This window comes from Lactobacillus sp. ESL0259 (assembly GCF_003693045.1).
GTDB lineage: Bacteria > Bacillota > Bacilli > Lactobacillales > Lactobacillaceae > Lactobacillus > Lactobacillus melliventris.
The window spans coordinates 201,930-225,590 of record NZ_REHP01000005.1; the positions used below are offsets into that span (position 1 = coordinate 201,930).

22 protein-coding genes, 1 other RNA gene and 2 pseudogenes are annotated in these 23,661 nt (G+C 34.3%); 14 read left to right on the forward strand and 11 right to left on the reverse strand.

Annotated elements, in window-relative coordinates:
• Window positions 1–160: 160 nt before the first annotated feature.
• The 4 genes from F5ESL0259_RS03245 to F5ESL0259_RS03260 all read right to left on the reverse strand — a co-directional run bounded on the left by F5ESL0259_RS03245 (window position 161) and on the right by F5ESL0259_RS03260 (window position 6,297).
• Window positions 161–2,953, reverse strand: a complete 2,793-nt coding sequence (locus F5ESL0259_RS03245; protein WP_122037454.1) for an ABC transporter permease — start codon at window positions 2,951–2,953, stop codon at window positions 161–163.
• A 12-nt stretch (window positions 2,954–2,965) separates the two neighbouring features.
• Complete coding sequence (locus tag F5ESL0259_RS03250) at window positions 2,966–3,667, reverse strand: ABC transporter ATP-binding protein (protein ID WP_046324661.1); 702 nt, start codon at window positions 3,665–3,667, stop codon at window positions 2,966–2,968.
• A gap of 46 nt (window positions 3,668–3,713) precedes the next feature.
• Window positions 3,714–4,526, reverse strand: coding sequence for a Cof-type HAD-IIB family hydrolase (locus F5ESL0259_RS03255; RefSeq protein WP_046324662.1), 813 nt, complete (start codon window positions 4,524–4,526; stop codon window positions 3,714–3,716).
• Between the two features lie 163 nt (window positions 4,527–4,689).
• Window positions 4,690–6,297: an amino acid permease gene (locus F5ESL0259_RS03260; protein ID WP_232352199.1), complete on the reverse strand. Its 1,608-nt coding sequence runs from the start codon at window positions 6,295–6,297 to the stop codon at window positions 4,690–4,692.
• A gap of 261 nt (window positions 6,298–6,558) precedes the next feature.
• Between F5ESL0259_RS03260 and F5ESL0259_RS03265 the strand changes: the two genes are divergently transcribed.
• Window positions 6,559–7,287 carry a YebC/PmpR family DNA-binding transcriptional regulator gene (locus tag F5ESL0259_RS03265; RefSeq protein ID WP_046324664.1) on the forward strand — a complete coding sequence of 243 codons (729 nt, stop codon included), beginning with the start codon at window positions 6,559–6,561 and terminating at the stop codon, window positions 7,285–7,287.
• Window positions 7,288–7,420: 133 nt separating this feature from the next.
• On the opposite strand, the gene F5ESL0259_RS03270 is transcribed toward F5ESL0259_RS03265, so the two are convergent.
• Window positions 7,421–7,750 carry a helix-turn-helix domain-containing protein gene (locus tag F5ESL0259_RS03270; protein ID WP_122037455.1) on the reverse strand — a complete coding sequence of 110 codons (330 nt, stop codon included), beginning with the start codon at window positions 7,748–7,750 and terminating at the stop codon, window positions 7,421–7,423.
• Window positions 7,751–8,350: 600 nt separating this feature from the next.
• Between F5ESL0259_RS03270 and F5ESL0259_RS03275 the strand changes: the two genes are divergently transcribed.
• Window positions 8,351–10,969 carry a bacterial Ig-like domain-containing protein gene (locus F5ESL0259_RS03275; protein ID WP_147446423.1) on the forward strand — a complete coding sequence of 873 codons (2,619 nt, stop codon included), beginning with the start codon at window positions 8,351–8,353 and terminating at the stop codon, window positions 10,967–10,969.
• A 74-nt stretch (window positions 10,970–11,043) separates the two neighbouring features.
• Here F5ESL0259_RS03275 and F5ESL0259_RS09030 read toward each other — a convergent pair whose 3' ends face one another.
• Entirely contained in the window at window positions 11,044–11,169 is a 126-nt protein-coding gene (locus F5ESL0259_RS09030; protein WP_255409577.1) for a hypothetical protein, read from the reverse strand.
• Window positions 11,170–11,225: 56 nt separating this feature from the next.
• Window positions 11,226–11,441: a transposase gene (locus F5ESL0259_RS09065; protein WP_370448796.1), complete on the reverse strand. Its 216-nt coding sequence runs from the start codon at window positions 11,439–11,441 to the stop codon at window positions 11,226–11,228.
• A 789-nt stretch (window positions 11,442–12,230) separates the two neighbouring features.
• Between F5ESL0259_RS09065 and F5ESL0259_RS08980 the strand changes: the two genes are divergently transcribed.
• From F5ESL0259_RS08980 to ssrA, 12 genes are all read left to right on the forward strand, one after another.
• Window positions 12,231–12,407, forward strand: coding sequence for a hypothetical protein (locus F5ESL0259_RS08980; RefSeq protein ID WP_199726687.1), 177 nt, complete (start codon window positions 12,231–12,233; stop codon window positions 12,405–12,407).
• On the forward strand, window positions 12,394–12,612 hold the full coding sequence (locus tag F5ESL0259_RS08985; RefSeq protein ID WP_199726688.1) for a hypothetical protein: 219 nt from the start codon (window positions 12,394–12,396) through the stop codon (window positions 12,610–12,612). Before F5ESL0259_RS08980 ends, F5ESL0259_RS08985 begins: the two co-directional genes overlap by 14 nt.
• A gap of 130 nt (window positions 12,613–12,742) precedes the next feature.
• A complete protein-coding gene (gene comGA / locus F5ESL0259_RS03290; protein ID WP_122037458.1) occupies window positions 12,743–13,717 on the forward strand; it encodes a competence type IV pilus ATPase ComGA in 975 nt (324 codons plus the stop codon).
• Window positions 13,683–14,687, forward strand: a complete 1,005-nt coding sequence (locus F5ESL0259_RS03295) for a type II secretion system F family protein (RefSeq protein WP_122037459.1) — start codon at window positions 13,683–13,685, stop codon at window positions 14,685–14,687. The genes comGA and F5ESL0259_RS03295 overlap by 35 nt, the downstream gene beginning before the upstream one ends.
• A gap of 6 nt (window positions 14,688–14,693) precedes the next feature.
• Window positions 14,694–15,035, forward strand: a complete 342-nt coding sequence (gene comGC, locus F5ESL0259_RS03300) for a competence type IV pilus major pilin ComGC (protein WP_233558037.1) — start codon at window positions 14,694–14,696, stop codon at window positions 15,033–15,035.
• Entirely contained in the window at window positions 15,025–15,447 is a 423-nt protein-coding gene (locus F5ESL0259_RS03305; protein ID WP_233558039.1) for a prepilin-type N-terminal cleavage/methylation domain-containing protein, read from the forward strand. Before comGC ends, F5ESL0259_RS03305 begins: the two co-directional genes overlap by 11 nt.
• Window positions 15,437–15,712, forward strand: coding sequence for a type II secretion system protein (locus F5ESL0259_RS03310; protein ID WP_122037462.1), 276 nt, complete (start codon window positions 15,437–15,439; stop codon window positions 15,710–15,712). The genes F5ESL0259_RS03305 and F5ESL0259_RS03310 overlap by 11 nt, the downstream gene beginning before the upstream one ends.
• Window positions 15,696–16,205: a ComGF family competence protein gene (locus F5ESL0259_RS03315; protein WP_122037463.1), complete on the forward strand. Its 510-nt coding sequence runs from the start codon at window positions 15,696–15,698 to the stop codon at window positions 16,203–16,205. The genes F5ESL0259_RS03310 and F5ESL0259_RS03315 overlap by 17 nt, the downstream gene beginning before the upstream one ends.
• A 190-nt stretch (window positions 16,206–16,395) precedes the next feature.
• The gene (locus F5ESL0259_RS03320) at window positions 16,396–17,397 is read left to right on the forward strand and encodes a class I SAM-dependent methyltransferase (RefSeq protein ID WP_122037464.1); all 1,002 of its coding nucleotides are present in this window, start codon (window positions 16,396–16,398) and stop codon (window positions 17,395–17,397) included.
• Between the two features lie 45 nt (window positions 17,398–17,442).
• A complete protein-coding gene (locus F5ESL0259_RS03325) occupies window positions 17,443–18,627 on the forward strand; it encodes an acetate/propionate family kinase (RefSeq protein ID WP_122037465.1) in 1,185 nt (394 codons plus the stop codon).
• A gap of 270 nt (window positions 18,628–18,897) precedes the next feature.
• Window positions 18,898–19,704, forward strand: coding sequence for a Cof-type HAD-IIB family hydrolase (locus F5ESL0259_RS03330; protein ID WP_122037466.1), 807 nt, complete (start codon window positions 18,898–18,900; stop codon window positions 19,702–19,704).
• Between the two features lie 71 nt (window positions 19,705–19,775).
• Window positions 19,776–20,141, forward strand: a transfer-messenger RNA (tmRNA) gene (gene ssrA / locus F5ESL0259_RS03335).
• Window positions 20,142–20,251: 110 nt separating this feature from the next.
• Here ssrA and F5ESL0259_RS03340 read toward each other — a convergent pair.
• From F5ESL0259_RS03340 to F5ESL0259_RS09070, 4 genes and pseudogenes are all read right to left on the reverse strand, one after another.
• Window positions 20,252–21,302 (reverse strand): annotated as a pseudogene (locus tag F5ESL0259_RS03340) (ISL3 family transposase); the annotation flags it as partial.
• Window positions 21,303–21,511: 209 nt separating this feature from the next.
• A pseudogene (locus tag F5ESL0259_RS03345) lies at window positions 21,512–21,850 on the reverse strand (IS30 family transposase); the annotation flags it as partial.
• A 222-nt stretch (window positions 21,851–22,072) separates the two neighbouring features.
• A complete protein-coding gene (locus tag F5ESL0259_RS03350; protein WP_122037468.1) occupies window positions 22,073–22,903 on the reverse strand; it encodes a hypothetical protein in 831 nt (276 codons plus the stop codon).
• A gap of 217 nt (window positions 22,904–23,120) precedes the next feature.
• Entirely contained in the window at window positions 23,121–23,321 is a 201-nt protein-coding gene (locus F5ESL0259_RS09070) for a S24 family peptidase (protein ID WP_370448797.1), read from the reverse strand.
• Window positions 23,322–23,661: the final 340 nt, after the last annotated feature.

Here is a 23,661-nt window from a genome sequence, read left to right on the forward strand (position 1 = left end):
TTATCATTTAAAAAGGAAGGATGATAAATATTTCGTATACAGGTTAATTTGAAGATCTTTTTCATGAACATTAAATCTAATAAGAAAAGTATAGCACAACTTAATTTATTTTTTAATTTATTATGAATAAAAAAACCTGCTCGCAGAGAGCAGATTTTAGTTAATCAACCGATTTTAAAGCTTCTAACATATCGAGGTCTTTTAACTTTTTATTAACGATAAAACCTAAAATGATAGTGATCACACCAATTACACCTAATGGCCACAGAAAACTAGAAGCAGATAATACTGGATTAAACATGACATTATCAGGTGGTACTACGTAAAGAATGTAGCGATAGAGTAAATCTCCGGTCAGATAGCCTACCAATATACCAATGCCTGTTAAAAGAATGGTTTCGCGATAAATATACATTGTTACTTCATTATCATAGAATCCTAAAACTTTGATTGTTGAAAGTTCCCGTATTCTTTCAGCAATGTTGATATTAGTTAAATTATATTGAATTACAATTGCCAAAAGTCCAGCGACTACTATTAGCACCAGCATAATCAAATTTAAGGATTGGACCACGACATCTAGTTCCTGGCTAACAGCCGTGTTTTGTACAACACCGGCCACTCCGGATAGAGCCATAAATTGGGCGGCTATATTTCTAGTGTTTTTGCGACTAGGATTGTTTAAGTTAACTAAATAGGCGTTAGATTTAAAATTGCGCTTAAAGATATCCTGATATTGAGTTTTATTCATGAAGACAAAGTGTCCCATGTACATTTCTGTAATACCAGCTACTTTCATTCTTCTAGACTTATTATCTTTGTCCGTGAGAGTTAGATATCCGCCTTTGCTTACTTTAAGCAGAGTTGCCAACCGTTCCGATATGATAACTCCATTATTAGTTAAATGCAGAGTCTGCTTGGTTTTCCGATTAGTTAACTGAACGTAATCTTTTAATACCTTCTCAGAAGACGGTGCAATTAACGTAATGTCTTGGGTGTCACCGGTTTTACCAGCAATTTTAGACATAGATTCGTAATAAATTGGAGTCTCCGATTTAATATTGTTTTCGTTTAACTTATTATTTAGAGTCTTTTGCTGGTTAACTGAAATACCAGGCTTTTGGGCGACAATCATGTTGTAATGAATTAGATCGTTGAACTGCCTGTTATTCATGTTAGTAATTGAATTTTTGACAGCGAAACCTGCAAAAAGCATAGTAGCAGCACCACAAACGCCAAAGATGGTCATCAGCATGCGTTTCTTATAACGAAAAATATTACGAGCAGTAACTTTATGGGTAAAACTGAGATGATTCCAAATGAAAGGAATTTTTTCCAAAAGGATTGTGGATCCGGCAGCCGGAGCTTTTGGTAACAATAGGGCAGCTGGCTTTTCTCTAAATTCATTCTTCGCAGTTAAATATGCCGGTAAAACTGAACTAATCCAAGACAATAGGAGAGCTACCAGACTGATCTGCCAGTGAAAGTGTAATTCAATTGGTGGAATCGTTAATGACTTGTAATATGCATGATAAACAATCTGCGGCATCAAAGTATGGCCTAAATAAACTCCTAAAATGGTACCGATGGTACCTGAGATGAAGCCATATGCCAGAAACTTATTGATAATGACATAATCATCATAACCAAGTGCTTTCATTGTGCCGGAATTTATTCTTTCTTCGTCGATAAAGCGATTCATGGTAGTAAATGTAACTAAAGCCGCAACAAAATAGAGAAAAATCGGGAACACTTTTGCTAAATCTTCAACTACTTGTGCCACAGTTGTATAAACTAAATTACCTTCACCACCAGGAACTTCTCGCCGGTTATACACACTATAACTGGGAAGAGCTAACTTATTTAATTGCCTTTTCGCCTTGTTAATTTGCTCTTTACCAGTTTTTATTTTTTTGGTTGCATTACGTGATTTTAGTGCAAATTCTTTTTTCTCTTGTTGGAGTTTTTGTTCCCCAGCAGCTATTTCTCGTTCGGCCTGCTCTAATTGAGCCTGAGCAGCTTGTGGTAAATTTACACCAGCTGCTTTAGCTTGAGCTACTTTTGAATTTAATTTTTCTTTTTGAGTAGCTAATTGTTTTGCGGCAGTGTTAATTTGCTGACTGGCAGCTTTTAATTTTTGTTCAGCTTCACGGATCTTCTTTTCTTGTGGCGCAAGTTTTTTGCCAGCAGCAGAAAGAATCCTTGCTTTTCTTTGATGGGCAGTATTTTTTAAATCATCCTGTAAAACTCTTTTATGATTCTTAACCTTGCTGGTATAAGTCTTGCCATAAGAATCAAGCCCCCTCAAATCTTTATATCTTAAGTTGGCAGTCGTATAAACAGTGTGGTTAAAAGCGTTAGGATCAACAACAGCATAGCCTTTCAATTCTCCGGTGCCGCTATTGCTCTGACCTAAATTAACATTCGATAAAATCTGGCTAGAGCGCACAAAGCCCACAATTTTAAAACTTTTTCGTTTTAAAAGAGTCGTACCCAAAATATTTTTCTTTTCAGTAAAAGTGATTTTTTGACCAATTTGATATTTATCAGAATAATGGTTTGCTAAAGCAATTTCGTTTGACTTAGTGGGCAGGTGACCTTTACGAACTTCATATTTGCCCACAGAATTGGGCTTAGAAAAAATGCGAAAACTTTCCTGACTGTTTTTGATTACAGTATCTGTCATATAACCAAATTCAACAGCCTGCAGGCCCTTAGTTTTCTTGATTTTTTGCGTATCTTTATGATCCAAGCCGTAATTGCAAATAACCGTTAAATCAGCAGTATTGAGCTTTTGTGCATAATGATTTCCAGTATCGCGCATATCTGGGCCAGTAACCATTAAACCAACTAAAGCAAACGCACCGATCATCATGAGTCCCATGATAGAAACAAATTGTCCCTTGGTATGCTTAATTGATCGCCAAAAATCTTTTAGAATAACTTTATTCATGATTAGCCTTTTCTACCATTTAACATTTGCAACACTATCGGGGTGTGAATTTTCTTCAATTTGCGTAACCTTGCCATCATGGAAGTGAATTACCCGGTTAGCAAGAGGGGCCAAAGCGCTATTATGCGTAACTATAACTACAGTAGTTCCGTTATTGCGGCTCATATTAATAATCGTTTGTAAAACACTTTTTCCCGTTTGGTAATCAAGTGCACCAGTGGGCTCATCGCAAAGTAAAATTTTAGGATTCTTGGCAATAGCGCGAGCGATTGCTACTCTTTGCTGTTCACCACCAGATAATTCTGCCGGAAAATTATTAATGCGGTTTTTGAGACCTACGTCAACCAAAGTTTTTACCGGATCAAGTGCGTCAGGGACGATTTCTGATGCCAGCTCAACGTTTTCTCTTGCTGTGAGGTTTTGAATTAAGTTATAAAATTGAAATACAAAGCCAATATCAGTCCGGCGGTAACTTGTAAGCTGCCGCTTATTATATTTAGCAATATTATTACCATCGATAATGACATCACCGGAACTGTTGGTATCCATTCCACCTAAAATATTTAGAATAGTTGACTTACCAGCACCGGATGCACCCAAAATAATGGCCAGTTCACCTTTTTCAACAGTAAAACTAACATCATTATTAGCTAATATTTCTGTATCTCCTGTATGGTAACGCTTAAAGTTGTGTCGTACGTCAATATAACTCATGAAAATTTGTCCTTATCATTTTTAAAACAATATTCATATTCTTATTCTAATCTAAATAGCTCTCTAATACTTGCAATACGCCCATTTCGTTATTAGACGGTGCCTCATATTTAGCAATTTTTTTAAGGTCTTCATGTCCATTTTTCATTGCATAACTATATCCCGCTAATTCGATCATTTCTTGATCGTTTAAACCATCGCCAAAAGCAATTAATTCTTCAGGTTTTACGTTAAAGTAACGCAGAAAATATTTTAAACCCTGTCCCTTATTAACGCCATTCGGCATTACATCTATATTATTAAAACCACTGGTAGTACAATGAATTCTTTCTGGATTTGTCTGATTGAATTTTAGTTCTAATTCGTGTGCAAGTTCAGCAGAGCACTCTAAGGTCAATTTGGTTAGGCTATCACTTGTTGGAATATTAATAAGATCACCAATTTCACAGGCGTTAGGATAAAAATAATGCATCAAATTTTTAAAGTTACTTAATGCCTTTTTACTCAGATATGAGTTGTTCAAGCCGCTGGCAGCAATTTGAACATAAGGATAATTGGTTTGAATAAAATTAATTAATTTTATGCCAGTTTTATAAGTAAACACATGGCGAACTATTATTTGATTGTCTTTCGTTAAAATTGAACCATTATCAGCGACAATATCAATCCGATCTAAAAATTCATAAAAATCTTGACGTAAACGTGATAATGGTCTGCCACTGGAGACGATAAAGTGGATGTGTCTTTGACGCAATTTAGTTAAGACTTTTTCGAAGCGCTCATGATCAAACTGTTTTTCATCATTTTCAAAGGTTCCATCCATGTCAACGGCTACAGCTTTAAAGGGAATATTTTTCATTTAGATCTCCTTAATTTATTTCAGTCACTACTATTATATAGTAGATATTTGGATATTTTAACCAATGTGGGAGAAATAATGTTGAGTACTGCTATTTTTAACTAAATTTTTCTGATATGTAAAAACTCCGAAACCAAAATAGTTTCGGAGAATAGAGTTAAATTTAGTTGTTCACCTGAGTAGGTTTTCTTCTGCCGACAAGCCAACAAACTAGGATTGCCAAAATTGTTTCAATAATAATCATGACAATATTTACCCCAATTTTAATTTGACCAAAATTAATTGCGGCATTGTGAAATAGTGTATTTTTCTCACCAAGGTATAGATCAAAAATAATAGAACCGATTATCAAAACAAAAATAGTTGTCCATTGCTTCTTGTTAAATGCAATACCGTATTCTTCTTCACGTCTTCTGATACTTGGTAAAATAGCACCTAAGCCGATTAATACAATGATAGCAACAATATTGATTATTAGTTCATACCACCAGTAGCCACTAAATTTTTTAATGTCCTGAGGTGCGATTCCTAAAATAGTTGCTGCAGCAGTCACTATTAGTAAGAATAAACCAGCCAGATATCCCAGCTTATCGTTCTTAATAAAAACGTAGTCTGAGGTAAACTTTTGCGAGTTTTTCCTGATCTGCATGAAAGAGAAGAAGATCCAGCAGGTTACTCCAGGAGAAATAATTCCATTCAAATTCAGCAGCCAATTAAAGATATCGTTCATATCTGGTAGGAAGATACCTAACAGCATAATAAACGCTGACAAAGAAACAGTTAAAATGTAGCCATTAATAGGTAGACCGTTTTTGTCTTTTTTCTGTAAAAACTGAGGCATATACTTATCGCCAGTATCAGAAATGAGCATCCTAGTCATGGCATCAAGAAGAACAGCTAATAAAGCGGCATTATAAAAGACAGATGTCCAGGCCCAAACGTAGAGCAAAGTTTTACCTAAGCCATATTGGTGTCCTACCATATCAAAAACGTAATAAGCGCCGTTCATTTTTAAATCATTTGGAATATGGTAGCTATTAAAATATATCCCCAAAGCAAAAGAGCCAAAGACTGTTAGGAAAATAGTCATTAATGCCAAGGCAATCATTGCTTTAGGAAAATCAGACTTAGGCTTTTTCATCTTAGTCACATAGGGTGCCACCAGTTCACAACCATTCAGTGCGTAAATAAGCATAGCAATAGTTGTCCAATAATGCATGTCAAACTTGGGAATAAGTGTCCGCCAGGTAAACGGCTGTGTTGCCATGTGACCACCGGATTTTGCTAGTCCCAAGAAAGCCAAGAAAACAAACATCAAGGTCATGATGAGCATTAATCCACCACCAATAGTAGAAAGAACTTCCATTGAGTGAGAAAAGTAATGTTCAACAATAATGAAAATAATGAACATCGCAAAGGTCATCAAAGCGAATTTGGTATTAGAAATTTGACTTTGAAACTTTTCAGAACCGGTCAAAGCCCAGCCAATATCAACGATTATTTCGTTAGCTGAATCAACGGCATAAGGAATTGATGCTGCCCAGTATGTCCAGGCAGTAAAATAGCCGAGAAATTCTCCGTTAGTTCCACGAACCCAGGATGATAAACCGCCACCCTCATTATTAAAAACAGATCCCAGTTGGCCCACCATTAATGAATAGGGAATGACATAAAACAAACACATGATAATCCATGACGTTACCACTGGCATTCCCTGATTTTGAAAGTTGTACATAATATCGTCCAGCCCGATCACGGTACAAAAAGCCATCAGGGTTAAGACTGGCCAAGATATGTACTTCTTGTTTGAATTTATTTCCTCCACTAAAACTCTCTCCTTTGAAAACAATTAATGTTTTTATTTTACTAATTAAATAAAAAATTGACCAGAGTCAAGGTAAACTTATTTTAATGAAAGCGCATTAATTTATGCTAAAAAGTTGAGCTAAATAATTGCTAGTATTGAAATTTATGGTGCTATGCGGTAAGATAATATCGTTAATACGCTAGCAAAAGAAAGAAGGATTCTTAAATGTCAGGACATTCAAAATGGCACAATATTCAAGGCCGCAAGAATGCGCAAGACGCAAAGAGGGGTAAAATTTTCCAAAAATTATCTCGTGAAATATATATGGCTGCAAAGAATGGTGGTCCTGATCCTTCCGGGAATCCTAATTTGCGTATGGTAATGGATAAGGCTCATGCCAACAACATGCCTAAATCAAATATTGACCGCGCTATTAAAAAGGCTGAAGGCAATTCAGAAGAACATTACGATGAAATTACTTATGAAGGTTATGCACCTGGTGGTGTAGCTATCTTTGTCGAGGCGTTAACTGATAATAAGAACCGAACAGCTTCTGCTGTTAGAGTTGCTTTTACCAGAAATGGTGGCTCTCTTGGTGCTACAGGTTCTGTTGCATATATGTTCAATCGTAGGGGTTACATTGTTATTGACCGCTCAACAACTGATGCTGATGAAGATCAAATGTTACTTGATGTAATGGATGCTGGCGGTGATGACTTGCAAACCAGCGATGATGCATATGAAATTTACACGGACCCTAAGCAATTTGCTCAAGTACGCGATGCACTTGAAAAAGCGGGCTATAAGTTAGCCAATGCAGAATTGACAATGATACCTGAAACAACCACTCCAGTTCCAGATGATAAAAAAGAACAATTCGATCATTTGGTAGATGCTCTGGAAGATGATGATGATGTTCAGAATGTCTATACAGCAGCTGCAGATGAGGACTAGAAGGTATTTATATTAAATAACCAAAGTAAGAAGCATATAAAAGTATGAGTATACTTTTATATGCTTCTTCTTTTTTACTTAAAATCTAATAAAAGCATAGAGAAAAAAAGAATCACTTTTTTTAAAAATTTTTTTAATCTTTAGCCATTTCTGCTTGATCTTCTTCCATAATGAAGCGAAGCATCTTAATATATTTTTCTGGCACAATTTGCCCATGATACAGCAGTTGAATATTTTCATCAGCTATATCTATGCAGTAATTACTGTCAATTTCTTCTTGACCTAATAAATAGTCAGTCGTAACATGCAGCTGTTGAGCTACTTTTGTTAATGATTGAATTGAGGGCTTAATGGTTTTCCAACGGTAAATACTATTTTCTCCAATTTCGGCTTTTCTTGCCAATTCTTTAACGGACATTCCATGTTTTTTGGCAGTATCAAAAATACGGGAGTAAACATTCATTTTTAATTCTTCCTTCAAAAAGTATCATAATTGATTGCTTTTTGTACTTGACCGCTACCATATCTGGTAATATAATAAAATTGTTCACGTAGTGGACAGCACAAAAATTTCATTATTGTGTTAGTTAATTAAGTAGCCGAAGTGTGAAGTCTGACTACTTTTTTAGCTTACATAAATAGTATCACTTGTGGTAGTTGAAAATGCAATATTACATATTGCACACTAAAAGAAGATTGGGGGTTAGCGAGGGCTTAAATCAAATGTGTTATATTTTTGAGGATAAAAATAATCATGTTTAATAACATTTAAGCCAAAGAAGAAAAATGTCTCAGTTATTTTTTCTTCTTTGTTAATGATATATACAAAGAGACGAAACTGCAATAATAAAAGTTTTTTATTGTATTATATTGGTTAGCAATCACACCCAATTGGTACTTACACACATATATATATACTTAATATATAAAAACCTAAAAGTGTAAATAATTTAATTAGTTGGTTTAAGTAATAATCAATTTAATTTGATTATTACTTAGATTGCTAATCAATATTTTTTTAATAAAAAATTATATATGTATAGTTATAAGTTGGAGGTAAATTTTGTACAAAAGGTATAAGAGTAAAATGTTAGCTACTGCTTTATCAGTTCCTGTTTGTTTACTTAGTGTTGCTTTACAGACTAATCAAGCTAAAGCTGATCAGACAGTAAATACAAGTCAGAGTGTTCAAACAGAAAGAAATAATATAAGTGACAGTAATAAAGAGTTGAATCAATCTAAGAATAACAGTAGTAAAAACAATTCTAAGTTATCTGATTCAAGCTCAAATAATCAAGATACCACTAAATCTGGCAATATTGATAGTAAAAGTACAGACAATTTGTCTTATATTTCAGTGTCCGTCAGTGCTGACCCTAAAAGTGCATCAGATAAACCACTTGATTTTGATAATAAAGCATATATGCTAAAATTTCAGATCAAAAATACAAGTACTGACGATAAAGTTATTCCTAAGGGTACTAAATTTAGAATAAATGTTCAACCTGATTCTCGTGTTCCTTATAGTAAGTTTCTTAACTTTGCTTCTATTAATCAAAATAGGAATGATTTTTCTTTAGTTGATAATAATGATGGTACTTATGATATTTGTGTCAATAATGATCTACTAGCCGGAGAATATAATTTTATAGTAAATTTTGTTACTGCTAATCCTGGATATGATTGGGATAAACCAGATGGTACTAATACTGAGGATCCAGACGTTGTTCCAGGAAAAGTTTTTGTTACTTTTCAAAATGCCGGGAAAAGTAAGACGATATTTACTGACAATGTTTATATAAAGCCTTATGGATATCATAGTGGAAATAATTCAGGCATACCCGGTTATGGGGATACAGGTAATGGTGGCAACGCTAAACTAAATGATGAAAATGAATATCCCAATGAAACTCTTCCAGTTAAATTTCCTAATGATTTGGTTTTTAGAAATCCTAATGACAAAAGCAGATCAGGTTCGTTATTCTTTTCTTATCTAGTCAACTATCAAGCTTCCATTGGCGGACAAGCAGGGGCTAAGTTAGGTATTAAGTCTAAGGATAAATTTGATTTAAATCATTACCATCTGTTCATGAACAAAGATGGAGAATTTGTTGACATAACTAATGATCCATTGTTGAAATGGACAATTACAGATAATGAAATTGAAGTTGACGCAGGTGATTATTTAATTAAAAACAACTTGTGGGATCCATTGTTTTTACGTGCTTATGTACCCGAAGATACAATTAACGCTGTGAACAATGTTAATTATGTAACAGGATGGTATAAAAATTTCAAAAATACTTCACTGTTTCAGAACATTGATGGTGATATGAACACTCCGTTTTTTAGAGGTGTCAATACAACTATTTATGACACTCAGGATTACGATGCTAAAAAGGATGTTTATGCTTTTGAAGGGATTAATGTGCTAACCGATAGGATTATAATAACTGAATATAATGATTATCCGAAAGATGGCAAGCAGCCGAAGGCAGATGAATATTTAATAAAGTATAGTGTCACAGATGATGCAGGTAAAAGTGTTAATTTTAACAGAAAGATTATTGTAAAACATAATCAATCAGAAATAAAAACCAAGAACACAAATCTGGTAGCTGGTCCAAACAGTCAATGGAAGATGGCAGATAATATAGATACTATAGTAGGCAAAGATGGTGAAAAACTTAATTTAAGTGACATTAAAGTTTCTGGTACTGTTGATCCAACTAAACCGGGTGATTACACCTTAACATATACCTATACTGATTCAACTGGCTTTGTAGCAAAAAGTGAGGCTGTAGTTCATGTGGTTGCTTCACAAGCCAGTCTTAAGGTTCATGATACCACCATATACCAAGGCAATACTTGGAATCCGGCAAGTAGCTTTGATAGCGGAAAAGACGAAGACGGTAATGACATCAAATTCGATCAAGTAAGCGTAACCGGTACAGTAGATACGAAAACTCCTGGCATCTACCCTGTGAAATACTCTTATACAGATGCAGCTGGCAACACAGTTGAAGCAAATGCTAATGTTATAGTAGTTAAACGACCAGCAAACAACGGTGTAGTCTCAGGCCAGGTATCAAATGATCGTTTAGCTCAAATTACTGTTCATTATCAAGATGAAGTTGGCAACAAACTGGCTCCTGATAGGATTTTAACTGGCTATGTTGGTAATGGCTATATTACTGAAACGCTGAATATTCCTGGTTATACATTAAAATCTAGGCCTGATAATGCTACCGGCTTTTACAGTGACCAAAATCAAAATGTTACTTACATTTACACTAAAAATGCTACTGGTTTAAGTCCTGTTACAAGAACTGTCTTCCATAATTCATACGTTTATGATGAAAATGGCATCCGTAAAACGGGGGAGTACTTTGCTGGTGAAACGGTCAAAACATATGGTACTAAGCTAATTAAAGGCAAAAAATACTATGATTTGGGCAATAATGATTTTGTCAAAACAGTTAATATAACTGGAGTTAACCGTAAATTAAAGCACAATGCTTACATCTACACTAAGAAAGCTAACAAGAAGGTTAAGCGTCTGGGCCGCAAGGTACTCAAAAAGCACACCAAACTGAAGACCTATGGTGGAGCAGTAAAAATGCACAAGAAATTGTATTACATCGTTGGTAAGAATCGTTATATTAAAAAAGCTAATTTTTAGCAATTTAAAAATAATCAAATGGAAAAGTTCTGGCTCTCTGCAAAAACCAGTTGATAAAGTATAAATGAAAAGAATCAAGCAGCTAGTAAACCGTTTGATTCTTTTTTTATCATATTTTCTTTAGCATGAATGACTTTTTTAATTGCTTGCGAATCATGACAGCCAAAGCTTCTTAAAATGCGTGCAGCAGGTGTAGGCATTAGTGAGCTCCTCACTGCAGGCTAACCTACCCTTACATCAAATTATCTTTGTAGTGCTAATGCAATGAGGATGAATCTGGTCGATTACTGGATTTCTTGAGGTACAGTTTCCAGAGTGATTTAAGCAGTCTGTATTCTTCTGGTCTTTTTGAATTTATTTCATGACCTTGTGCGCGCAGAGCATTGAGAGAACCTACAAGCATTTGAACCATATGAAAACGATCAATCACGATACCAGCGTTGGTGAAACATTCTATCCTGATAGTAAAAATTTGGAGCTATAGAAACGGTTTTGACGTCTTAAACTTTTTGAGGAAAGCAGTAATTAGTTTTTACGGTTCATTCTGAACATTTGAACTTCCTCGTGTCTGTCAGCATCAATACAAGTGAAATGCAAAGTGCAGTTAACGCCTTTAAACTCGTCTAAGTCCAGATGTTCAGGTAAATAATCAGAGTTGCTGTTAAATTTATGCGAGCAGAAGCTCAGCAGGCTGGGAAATAAGCAGTATTTGCCTACCAATCGGATTGAACTATTAAGCGCTTATTGCAGCTGTGACTCTAAACTTTCAATAAATATTCAGTATAGTTGGTACTTTTTATAAGAAGCAAGAAAAATATTTCTTCTATTTTTAGGGCTTAAAATATGCGACTTTAAAAGTTTCGATTATTTCTCTTCATCCAAAACAAGATTAGTACATTTTGGTATTAAGACTTTTATTATTTATCCTTTGTCAATATTTTCGTTAATCAAATTTAATTCAATATTTTATATCAAGAATATTGGAATAGTGGTTAAACTTTTCTCTAAAAGTTAGAGAAACATATTTCATCGGTTGAATTTTTAAGTTCTTAAAGAAAAGCACATTAACTCTAACATCGTAAGGTAAACCAACGTAATATGTTAAATATAAAATTTAGTTATTACTAGTATATACTAATAATATATATCATTTTAAAGTTAATTTAAGACAGTACACTTCACTCTATTGCTTATAAAACTTTTGAAATAAGTTTAGTTAATTTTTTGTTTGTAGAGTAAAAAGCGAAAGGAAGCTTATCCAATGGCTATAGTACGACTAGATCATTTAGTATTAACAGTTAACAATGTAAAAGTAACAACTGATTTTTACCGTCATTATTTTGATATTAAAGCAGTTAATTTTCAGAATGGCAGAACTGCTTTGAAGTTCGGACATCAAAAAATTAATTTGCATGAAGTAGGTCATGAAAGACCCTAAAGCTGCCTATCCAACACCTGGATCTGTTGATATCTGCCTAATTAGTGATACACCGATTGATGATTTGCTGGAAGAATTCGAAAAAAATAATTTACCTATTGTTTTGGGACCTGTAATTAGAACTGGAGCAGAAGGTAAGATTCGTTCAATATATGTAAGAGATCCAGACCAGAATTTGATTGAAATTTCAAATTATATCAATTAGTAATATTTAAATAGTAAACGCATATCTAACATGATTCTTAAATTTAGGGATCATGTTTTTTCGTAAATTTTTAAAAATTTTATCTCAATTTCGCGTAATTAATATTAGTACAAAGAAAAGGAGGGAATTGATGAGAATCAAAGATACAGTTAATAATTTAATTGAAGAAGCAATAAATGAACGTGCAAGTGACATTTTTTTCTTATTGCAGAGAAATAAGTTAGTAGTTAATTTTAGAACAATTGCCGGAATAGATAATCAAGCTCAATATTCAGTGAATGAAGGAAAAGAAATAATTAATTTTTTGAAATTTGGTGCTCAAATGGATATAGCTGAACATCGGAGACCACAAGTGGGGGCTTTTGAATATAAGTATAAAAATGTTGTGTACTATTTAAGACTTTCCAGCATTGGGGATTTTAATGATAATGAATCTTTAGTTGTGAGGATTATTTATCAAATTAACTCTGGCAAATACTTTTTTAATAGGCAAATTGAAAAGTTAACAGACTTAACTAGAAGAAGGGGATTGATAATTACCAGTGGGCCAACTGGGTCAGGTAAAACAACTACTATGTATAATTTGGCAAAAATAGTAGGTAAAAACCAAATGGTAATGACTATTGAAGATCCTGTTGAAATTCAAGAGGCGGATTTCTTGCAAACACAGGTTAATTTAGCAGCTGATATTAGCTATGAGGGACTACTTGAAGCATCTTTGCGCCATCGACCAGACATTCTGGTTATTGGAGAAATTAGAAATAAAGTCACTGCAAGATTAGCTGTAGATGCAGCTTTAAGTGGACACCTTGTCTTTGCTACGGTTCATGCCAAAAGCACTTTACAAACTATTTCTAGATTAGAAAGTTTACACGTTAGTACAGCAGATTTGTATAACTGTTTGACGGCTGTATGTTATCAACGCCTTTTACCTACAGCAGATGGTTTTGCCTGTTTGATGGATATTGATAGCGGCTCCCAATTGCAAGAAGATATTAGCCAAGAAAAAAGGGCAGATTTTGTCTCTTGGCCAGAAAATTTAAGTGAGCTCAAAGAAAGAGGAAAAATAAGTGCGCAAATATTTGACCAATATCAACAAGGATAAATTAACGAGTAAAGAACGACTAGAATTTTTGGAATATTTACAAAATAGTTTATCTAACGGCTTTTCCCTTAATGCGAGTTTAGAAATGATGCCAGTAATATGGCCAAATCACAAAAATATTTTTATTAGATTGTGTACTGAAATTCAAGCAGGAAAGAAATTGAGTTCAGAAATGTTAAAGTTAGGTTTTTCTAAAACAATAGTAACTCAAATCGAATTATCAATGGCACAAGGAAATTTAACAGAATGCCTGACTCAAATTGCCACACTGAATCGCTTGAAAAATGATCAGCTTAAAAAACTAAAATCTGAGCTGACCTATCCCTTTGTTTTAGTTTTAATGATGATTTTCCTTTTACTATTTATGCAAACTTTTGTAGCAAATCAATTTGCTGAATCTGGTGAACATACTGGCGATTTCATGTTGTTAATTTTATTATTTTCCTGCTTAGTAATAATTTGTTTTATGAGTAAAGTGTTACTTTTACTAAAAAAGCAAGATTATGCTTCTTTATGTAAACTGAGGCATTTCCCCATTATTGGGCCCTTAGTTCAAATATATGTGGAATATATTTTAATTTACGATGTTGGACTTTTGCTTGCAAGTGGGTTCTCTTTACAAAAAATTTGTGATTATGCTGCTATGCAGGTTGAAGGCTCATTACAACAACAAATTGGCTTGAGTGTGGGTAAGCAGTTGGCTCAGGGAATAAGTCCTGACTTAATAATCAAAAAAGAGAATTTTTTACCGAATGAATTACTTTTGTTATTACAAACCGGTTCAAAGAAAATAGATTTAAGTAAAAAATTCATGCTTCTAGGACACGCACTTTTTAATGAATTAGCACAAAAGATAGAAAAATTGATTGTGAACATACAACCTTTTTGTTTTATTTTAATAGGGTTATGTATTATTGGCTTATATTTAAAGTTACTCTTACCAATGTATGCAATGATGCAAAAGATTTGAGGAATAATGATGAAGAAAAAAATACTAAATTTGATACCTAAGCAGAGTAAAGTTAAAGGATTTACTTTAATAGAAATGGTAGTTGTAGTTGCAATAATTATGATGCTTTTAGTGATTATTGCCCCGAACTTAGCCAAACAGAAAAACAATGCAAATAAAAAAACGGATGACGCCTTTAAATCAACTTTACAAACTCAAGTAACTTTATACGAAGATGATAAAGATCGTAATGGTAAAACAATCAGTTTTCAGAACATGTTTGAAGATGGTTATCTAACTAAGAAGCAACTGACAAAGTCGAAGGACTATGCTGTAAAAGATGGTATCGTTGAAAAGAATGCTAAATAAAGTTAATTTAAAAGGATTTACTCTCGTAGAAATGGTTATTACCTTGGCCATAGCAATAATCATCACAGGAATAGGTGCAATAGAGTTAAATGCTTATAAAGAAAAATTAATTTTAGAGAATACAGTTGGAGAAATTAGGAGTGCAGTGGAACAAGCCGCTCGTGTTTCAGCAACAAGTAAACAAGCATGTGTTATTAAATATTTTCCGGATTTGAAAGAAATAGAATTTGTCGGAGATAATTACTTTAAATCATTAAAAATAAGCCAGCCAATACATGTTTATAATTTGTCTAATTTACAAATATCAACTACCGGTTCAATGGCTCCTCATACTATTACCATCAGTAACGATAAAAATACACGAAAGATAAAATTACAAATGACTTGGGGACGTGCTATAAATGATTCATAAAAAAATGTGTGGCTTTTTAGTAATGGAAAGCATGATTGGATTAATAATCGCATGTGTTGGAATTACCACTGTAGAATTAATAATTGGGGAAAGTAGACTTATTGAAAGGAAAATTGAGCAAAAAACTGACCGTACTTATGCTTGGAACGTGATGAAAAAAACCAACGTTAAACAGGTAATGGTGCATGACCGCCTTTATCGCTTTGTAGATAATAAAAAAATTCTCGATGTAAAAAATAATAAAAAATATGAAATTAAGAAGTAAAGGCTTTATTTTAGCTGAAACAATGCTCTCAGTTCTTATTACCTTAATTGTAGTATTGATGTTACAAAATTTGTTAAAGACATTGACATTAGCTAATAAAGCACACCATAAAACAGATGATGTTGTTTTTTCATATGTGCAATTAAATCGGTTTATAAATGAAGAAAAGGGTATAAAGGCTTATACCTTACCTAAAGATTCAAATTTCTCAAAAGCAGTGTTTGTAAAAACAAATATGAAGAATGAGACAACTACCTATTATTTGACGCTATACAAAGATATGGTACGTGTGACAACACCTAAAGGAGGGCACATGCCTTTATTACTGAATGTTGAAAAAGCTGATTTTCTTACAAAAGATAGGTTGATTAAAATAAATGTAATGGAAAAAGATGGTAGAAAGTCTGAATTATACTTTAAATTTAATTCTCGTCCCAATTTGAAGAAGAAGGTAGTAAATGATAAAAAGCAAAAGTTGGAAAATAAGAGGTAACGCACTTTTAAGTAGTGTCTTAGTTTTGACTACCTGTTTGATTTTTATTCAATTTTATTTAGAAGTTTATCAGGAAAGTATGGAAAATAATTTTTTATTGATTGAATATCTGATTAATAATTGATTTGCTTGCTCTTATAACCTTGTTTCTATTAAAATTAAAATGGTTAGGAGATAAGGGGAAGAAATTATGGATAATATAGAAAAACTTTTTAATAATTTTTTGGATTGTGTTAAGTGTTTACAAGAAGCATTGAATGTCTCTTTGGGTGATGCTCTAGTTGAAACCTTTGACAATTTAGAAAATAATCAGATAAAAGTTGAGTTGGGAGCTCCTGACAAAGAGACCGTTCAAAAATTGAGTCAAAAGTATGCTAATTTGCACTACGATCAGCTTTCACCAAAAATTAAGATACAAATCTTCACTTTGTTAGTTTTAAAAGCTGTTAATGAAGATGGGCTAGATGTTAATCAAATGCCGACTCCACCTGCTATTGCTACTGTTATCGCTATGTTTATGCTCAAACTGTTGCCAAAAGAAAAACTAATTATTATTGACCCGGCAATTGGTACTGGCAATTTGCTATTTTCTGTAGTCAGACAACTAAAAAATTCCAACCATTCTAAAGCGGATTTTGAACTTTATGGTATTGATAATTATGAAGAAATGCTAAGCTTTGCAGATATTGCAGCCCATTTGAATAAAATTGATATTGAAATGTTTTGTCAAGATGGTTTAACTCCTTGGATGTTTCCCAGCCCAGATGTTGTTGTAAGTGATTTGCCTGTAGGTTATTATCCGGTTGATGATAATGCTGCTAATTTTGCTACTAAATCTGTGAAAGGTCATTCGCTTGCTCACCTTTTATTTATAGAACAAATTATTAAGAACCTCAGGCCAGCTGGTTATGCTTTTCTACTCGTACCACAGACAATTCTTTCTGGTAAAGGCGGCAGTGACTTCATGCCTTGGCTGTCAGAAAAAGTTTTTTTACGGTCAATAATTGAATTGCCTGACAATGCTTTTCAAAACAAATTTAACCAAAGATCAATTTTAATTTTTCAAAATCATGGAAAAAATGCCAGAAATAGTGAAGTATTTCTCACAAAGTTAGACTCGTTTAAAAAGGAAGAAGACCTAATAAAGCTTAATGTTAAACTAAATGAGTGGTATACTAAAAATATTAATTGATTTGTGAAAAGTTAATAATTCAAGTTTATGGAGGGAATTACATTTATGAAAAAAGTTTTAGCAATCAACTCAGGCAGCTCTTCTTTTAAATATAAGTTGTTTGCTTTACCAGAAGAAAAGGTTTTGGCAGAAGGAATTGCCGACAGAGTAGGCATTAATGGTTCCTCTTTCCAAATTGAACTGGCAAATGGCGAAAAACATACTGAGAAAGTTGCAATTCCAGATCAGGAAACTGCTGTTAATTTATTGCTTTCGGCTTTGAAGAAATACCATGTTGTTAATGACCTAAGCGAAATTGTTGGTGTAGGTCATAGAATAGTTGCGGGTGGCGAAGAATTTACCGATTCGGCACTAATTGACAAGGATAAGTTACAAAAAATTTATGATTTAAAAGAATATGCCCCCCTTCATAATCCTGCAGAAGGCAAAGGCATTGAAGCCTTTATGAAATTACTACCAGGTGTTCCTGAAGTAGGCGTGTTTGATACATCATTTCACCAAACTTTGGATCCTGTTCACTACATGTATTCAATTCCATATCATTATTATGAAAAATATGGCGTACGTAAATATGGAGCCCATGGTACTTCAGTTCGTTATATAGTTGGTCGTGCGGCTCAAATGCTTGGTAAAGATGCCAAGGATTTGAGCCTGATTGTTTGTCATCTTGGTTCCGGAGCATCGATTACTGCAGTTAAAGGTGGCAAGTCTTTTGATACATCTATGGGCTTCACTCCATTAGCAGGCATCACTATGGGTACTCGTTCCGGTGATGTTGATCCATCTGTTTTGCAATATATCATGAATAAAGACCATATTGATATTAACGAAATGATTGATATTTTGAATGATAAATCTGGTCTATTAGGTATTTCTGAGATTTCCTCAGATATGCGTGACCTAGAGAAAAATTCTGATAAAAAAGCTGATCTTGCTAGAGCTATTTTTGTAAATCGTGTCATTCAATATATTGGTTCTTACATGGTTGAAATGAAAGGTGCAGATGCGATTATTTTCACTGCTGGAGTAGGTGAGCATGATTCTGGTATTCGTGAAAATATCATTAAATCATTTGAATTTATTGGTTTAAACCCTGATTTAGAAGCAAATAAATCAAATGGTGAGAAATTTATTACGAAGCCAGATTCAAAAATTAAAGCTTTAGTTATTCCAACTGATGAGGAATTAATGATTGAACGGGATGTCGTTCGTTTAGCTCACTTGAGTTAATGATGAAATTTATAATAAAATAGAGAAGTTGCTAAGAAAAAATTAGCGACTTTTTTTGTTTATTTTTGATATTATAGTATTCGAAAAGCAAAGCATCATCATAATGAAATATTATATTTGATTGGCAAAAAACAAATTGGCTCAAAAATTTCGAGACAAACTTAATAGTGATGGCTGAGCTGGTCTGACTATCAAAATAATTTGCAAAAGTATGGTCGGCTGCGATAGAAAATAACTGTAAACCTGAAGGAAATGGTAAAGGAAAAATAAATGATTAAATTAGTTGCAATTGATGTTGATGACACACTATTAAATAGTCAGGGAAGGTTACTTCAATCTACTATTGAAGTAGTTAAGAAGGCAGTAGCGCGAAATATCAAGGTAGTACTCTGTTCTGGACGACCATTAGCTGGTGTGAAGCATTTTTTGAATGAACTAGGAATAGTTCAAGACAATCAATATGTTGTTACTTTTAATGGCGCTGTCATTGAGACGGTGACAGGTAAGACTCTTCAACAATTGGGAATTGATCAAACAACTTATGAAAAGATTGACCAATATTCTAAAGAGCATGGCGTGGCTTACAATGTTGTCGCTGAAAACAGTGCAATCATTACAAGTAATTTAAATGTTAATCGAATTACTATTGTCCAGGCGTGGGAAAATAGTGCTGGTGTTCTAATCAGAAGGCCTGATGAACTACCTAAAGATGAACAAATAATTAAGGCTGTTTTTGCTGACGAAAAAGTCAAGCTTGACGAAGTTGAAGCTAATGTTGTAAAAACCTTTGGCAAAGAAAATTATGTGGTGCGAGCAGCCGATAACTTTTTAGAAATAATGCATCCAGATGTTAACAAGGGGGTGGCACTTAAATTTTTGACAAAAAAACTAGGATTTGAAACTAATGAAGTGATGGCAATTGGGGATGAGCGAAACGATATACCTATGTTTAGGGTTGCAGGAACTTCAGTAGTTATGGCAAATGGCTCTTCTAAAGCGAAAAACCAAGCTAACTTTGAAACTGCATCAAATAATCAAGATGGAATTGCCTTGGCTTTTGACCAATTTGTTTTTTAGATAGAATTCAAGGTTCCGCTTTGACATTAGGCAATTTCGCTTTGTTATGCTATAATTGTATTACCTAAAGCGGGGGTGTTTTGGGATTCGACAGGCGTAGATTCGCATTGACTGCGGTTCGTAGGTCACGTCTACGTAAAAACGTCACAGTTTTATAACTGCAAATAAAGAAAATTCTTACGCATTAGCTGCCTAGTTTAGGCGCATGTGTTGCTTGCTTTCGGATTACTCACGTCTGAATTCAAGTATCAACTTAGTGAGTTACGTTTAACTACCTCATCTGAATAGTTAAAAAGAGTCATTCCAGGTTAGCTAGTCCATACTAGCCCTGTTATATGGCGTTTTGGACTAGTGAAATTCAAATAATATAACTATGATCGTAGATGTCAGTGACGGAATGCGTTTGGACAGGGGTTCAATTCCCCTCACCTCCATAAAATATACCAATAAGGCCCTATGAATAAAGCGTTCATAGGGTTTTATTTAGCTCTTTGTCAAACATCCTAAAGTAGGAAGCAGATAGAAGTATGACAATACTTTTATCTGCTTCTTCTTTAGCATGAATCACTTCTTTAATTGCCAGCGGATCATTGGCAGCCAAAGCTTCATAAAATGCCTGCAGCAGGTTGTAGGCATTAGTAAGCTCCGTGCTGCAGGCGATGCCTTCGTTGACTATCTGCTCTTGCGTCAGATTGTCTTTGCAATTCCAATTGTAATGCGGATGTAATGCGGATGAATTTTGTCGAGTGCCTGGTACTGCTTGAGATACAGTTTCCACGGTGATTTAAGCAGTTTGTATTCTCTGCTGGTCTTTTTGAATTTCTTCATGACCTGCATGCGCAGAGAGTTGAAGGAGCGCGTAAGCATTTGTACCATGTGAAAGCGATCAAGCACAATCTCAGCGTTGGGGAAGCATGCTCGCACAATGTCCTGATAGTAAAAATTCAGGTCCAGAGAAACTGTTTTGACGCCTTGCAAAGCCGCTGGCGCAAACTTTTTGCAGTAGGCTATAATTGCTTTTTTATAGCGTGTGCGGAGAATCTGCACCACCTCGTGCTTGTCGGCATCAAGACAAATAAAATGCAGGGTGCGGTCAACGCCTTTAAACTCGTCGAAGGCTAGATGCTCCGGCAAATAATCATAGCTGCTATTAAACTGATGCGAGCAAGAGCCCAGCACTCTTTGCACCGTATTGACAGAGACATTGTTTTCCCGGGCAATGCTGGTCATTGAACGGTCTTCTGTTAAGGCACTGAGAATTTTAAGCTTTGCAGGCTGGGAAATACAGCAGTATTTGCCTACCAGGTCAGATTGAGCCATTGAGCGTTTATTGCAGGTGCGACACCAGACTCTCTGCTTAAAAAGTCTAATAATGACTGGCTGACTGGCATTGGCAGCAGGATAGCGGATTTCGGTTTTCAAACGGCCATTGTGTCCGCATCCTGTGAGCCACAAAAGGGACATTTGGGCTGCAATAAGACAGCTTGGTAAACTTTTTGTTTATGGCCGTTAACCAAACGGCAGAAATAATCTTCAAAAACAATGTTTTGATCTTTAATATCAAGCGCAAATTTAATATAATTATTAAAAGAGGACATAATTCAAACCTTCTATAAAATATTGGGTGAAGTTAATATTTTATTACAAGAAGCAAGAGGAAGATGTCCTCCTTTTTTATGCAATAAAAAACCTATTAACAGCTAAGTCATCAACAGGATAAATTATAGAGCCTTTAAGAAATCTAAATTCGAACAATGATCTCTTTGAAGTTTCTTGTTTCGAAAATTGCAATTTTAAGTTGAACACTCTACTTGATCTGATAGATGCAATCTAATCTTCTTTCATATAATTCATCGGGTGTGTGGTAGGCTAAGATCTTGCGGGGCAGGTTATTGCACCATTCCTCAATGCCATAGATTTGCCTTAAGTCATAATCCTTGATGGTCTTGCCTTTGGGAATGAAGCGCCGAATTAGCCGGTTGTGCCGCTCAACCCCGCCCTTCTCACAAGAAGTATAGGGGTGCGCGTAGTAGACCAGCGTCTGCGCTGCTTCTTCTAACTGGGCTAGATCCGCAAACTCAGAACCATTATCGGTGGTGATGGTCTTAAAAACTTCGTGCCAGTGTTCCTGGTATTGGCTGCGTAAAACTTGGATAATTATGCGGTCTTGCACAGCAAGATGTTGGCCTTTTTGGTGAGTAGATATGGTAGAATTAAGGGAGTTCATTGGTAACTTCTTTCTAGAATTTTGTAGTTAATTACATTCTATCAAAGAAGTCCAATGGACTTTTTTCATTTTCTAATCAGGGCAAGTGTTCAACTTCATTTTACAATTTACCAAGTTTCTTATTTTCAAAATATTTAAATCTTATTTTTTACTTAAGCCAATTAATTCTAGAGTAGACAATATAACTTCACCAGCAGTTAAATCAGCCGTTACTTTGCTGACTTGATCTCGTTTAGCATCTTTGCCTAATATTTCGTTTAAATTATCATCAGAACCATCTTCTGATATCAAGTTACCTCTGCCTTTTATTGGCCGTATGACATATCTTCCGGGTTTAATATCAAGTCCTACTAGCCATATACCAGCACTTAATTTTGTTTTATAAGTATATTTATCTGGTGTTGGCGTGAAGCTTGTAGACTCTATCCAGTCTAACTTAATTTTGTCGTTTTTTATTAAGTTGGTAGTAAAAGAAGTTACCTGATCGCTTTTAACATTTTTTCCTAAAATAACGTTAATAGTGAAATCGCTATTAGATAAATTACCATTGCCCTTGACTGCTTTAATAACGTATCTGCCTGGCTTAATATCTCTACCGACCTTATACTTACCAGCACCTAAAGTAACTGCTTTAGCTGTGTTCTTCACTGGCATAAATTTGGTAACCTTTTTGGAAGCGTAGTCAGAAAGGCTTTTCCTCTTTTTTACAGATGATGGTTTTTTTGAATGATGTGAGCTAGTCTTGTATGTCTCATCATGATTTTCGGCATTATTTAAATCTGGTACAAAGAAACCACAAATTAAAACTAGTACTAGTCCCCATACCCACCAACGTTTTACTAATAGTTCCTTTGATGGATTTTTACTTGGTGTTAATGCTTCTTTATAATCTTTTCTATTTTTTAATTTTTTATCACTAATAATTATGTAAATAACAAATATTATTAGTGCAATTATCCATAAGAATTTCATTTGCATCTCCCACTATATTTTTAACAATACAATTACAATTTACCATTTTTATAAATGACTTAAAAGAATAAATTGGCATATGTTTTTCAGTGCTATTGAACATCATATTCTACATGAACAATTTTTCTTAGAATTCTTCTCTACCGATTTTTGTTTAAAACAATCGAATCATAGTCATTATTTTCAGGAATTAAGATGACTTTATTTCCAAAAAACTTTACACGTTTATCGTAGCCTCATCATCTACTAAAATAGCTGCTAAGTCACCATTTTCAACAGTTGGTTTTCTTATAAGCGTTACTAATGATCCGTCCGGGTTTAGAGGCTGCAAGGAATTTACTTTGCAATATAGCATGAACAGCTTATTAGAAGGTACATGGTTAAATTTTAGATCACGGTATCTTGATGCGACACATATTAAGGGCCGCTCTGGTTACTTTATGAAAAGTGCTGAAAAAGGGCTTTCTTATTTACTTACTCATGATGACATTAAATGGCTGATTACAGTTTTTTTGTTGCTAATGTTGGTTTTCAAGCAGTTGTTCCCATGTTAAATTTTTATTAAAACAGGAAATGAAGGTCTCGGTAAACCTAGTAAGTGTTTTTACACAGTAGCTGCGGTTGCCATTATTATTGGCAATTTTATTTACTTGCGTACTAATAAGAATATGAAACTTGGTACACAAATGATTATGATTGCTCTATTAATAATGGGGGCTTCCTAATTATGCTTGATGTCCAGTCATTTGTTTGGGTCA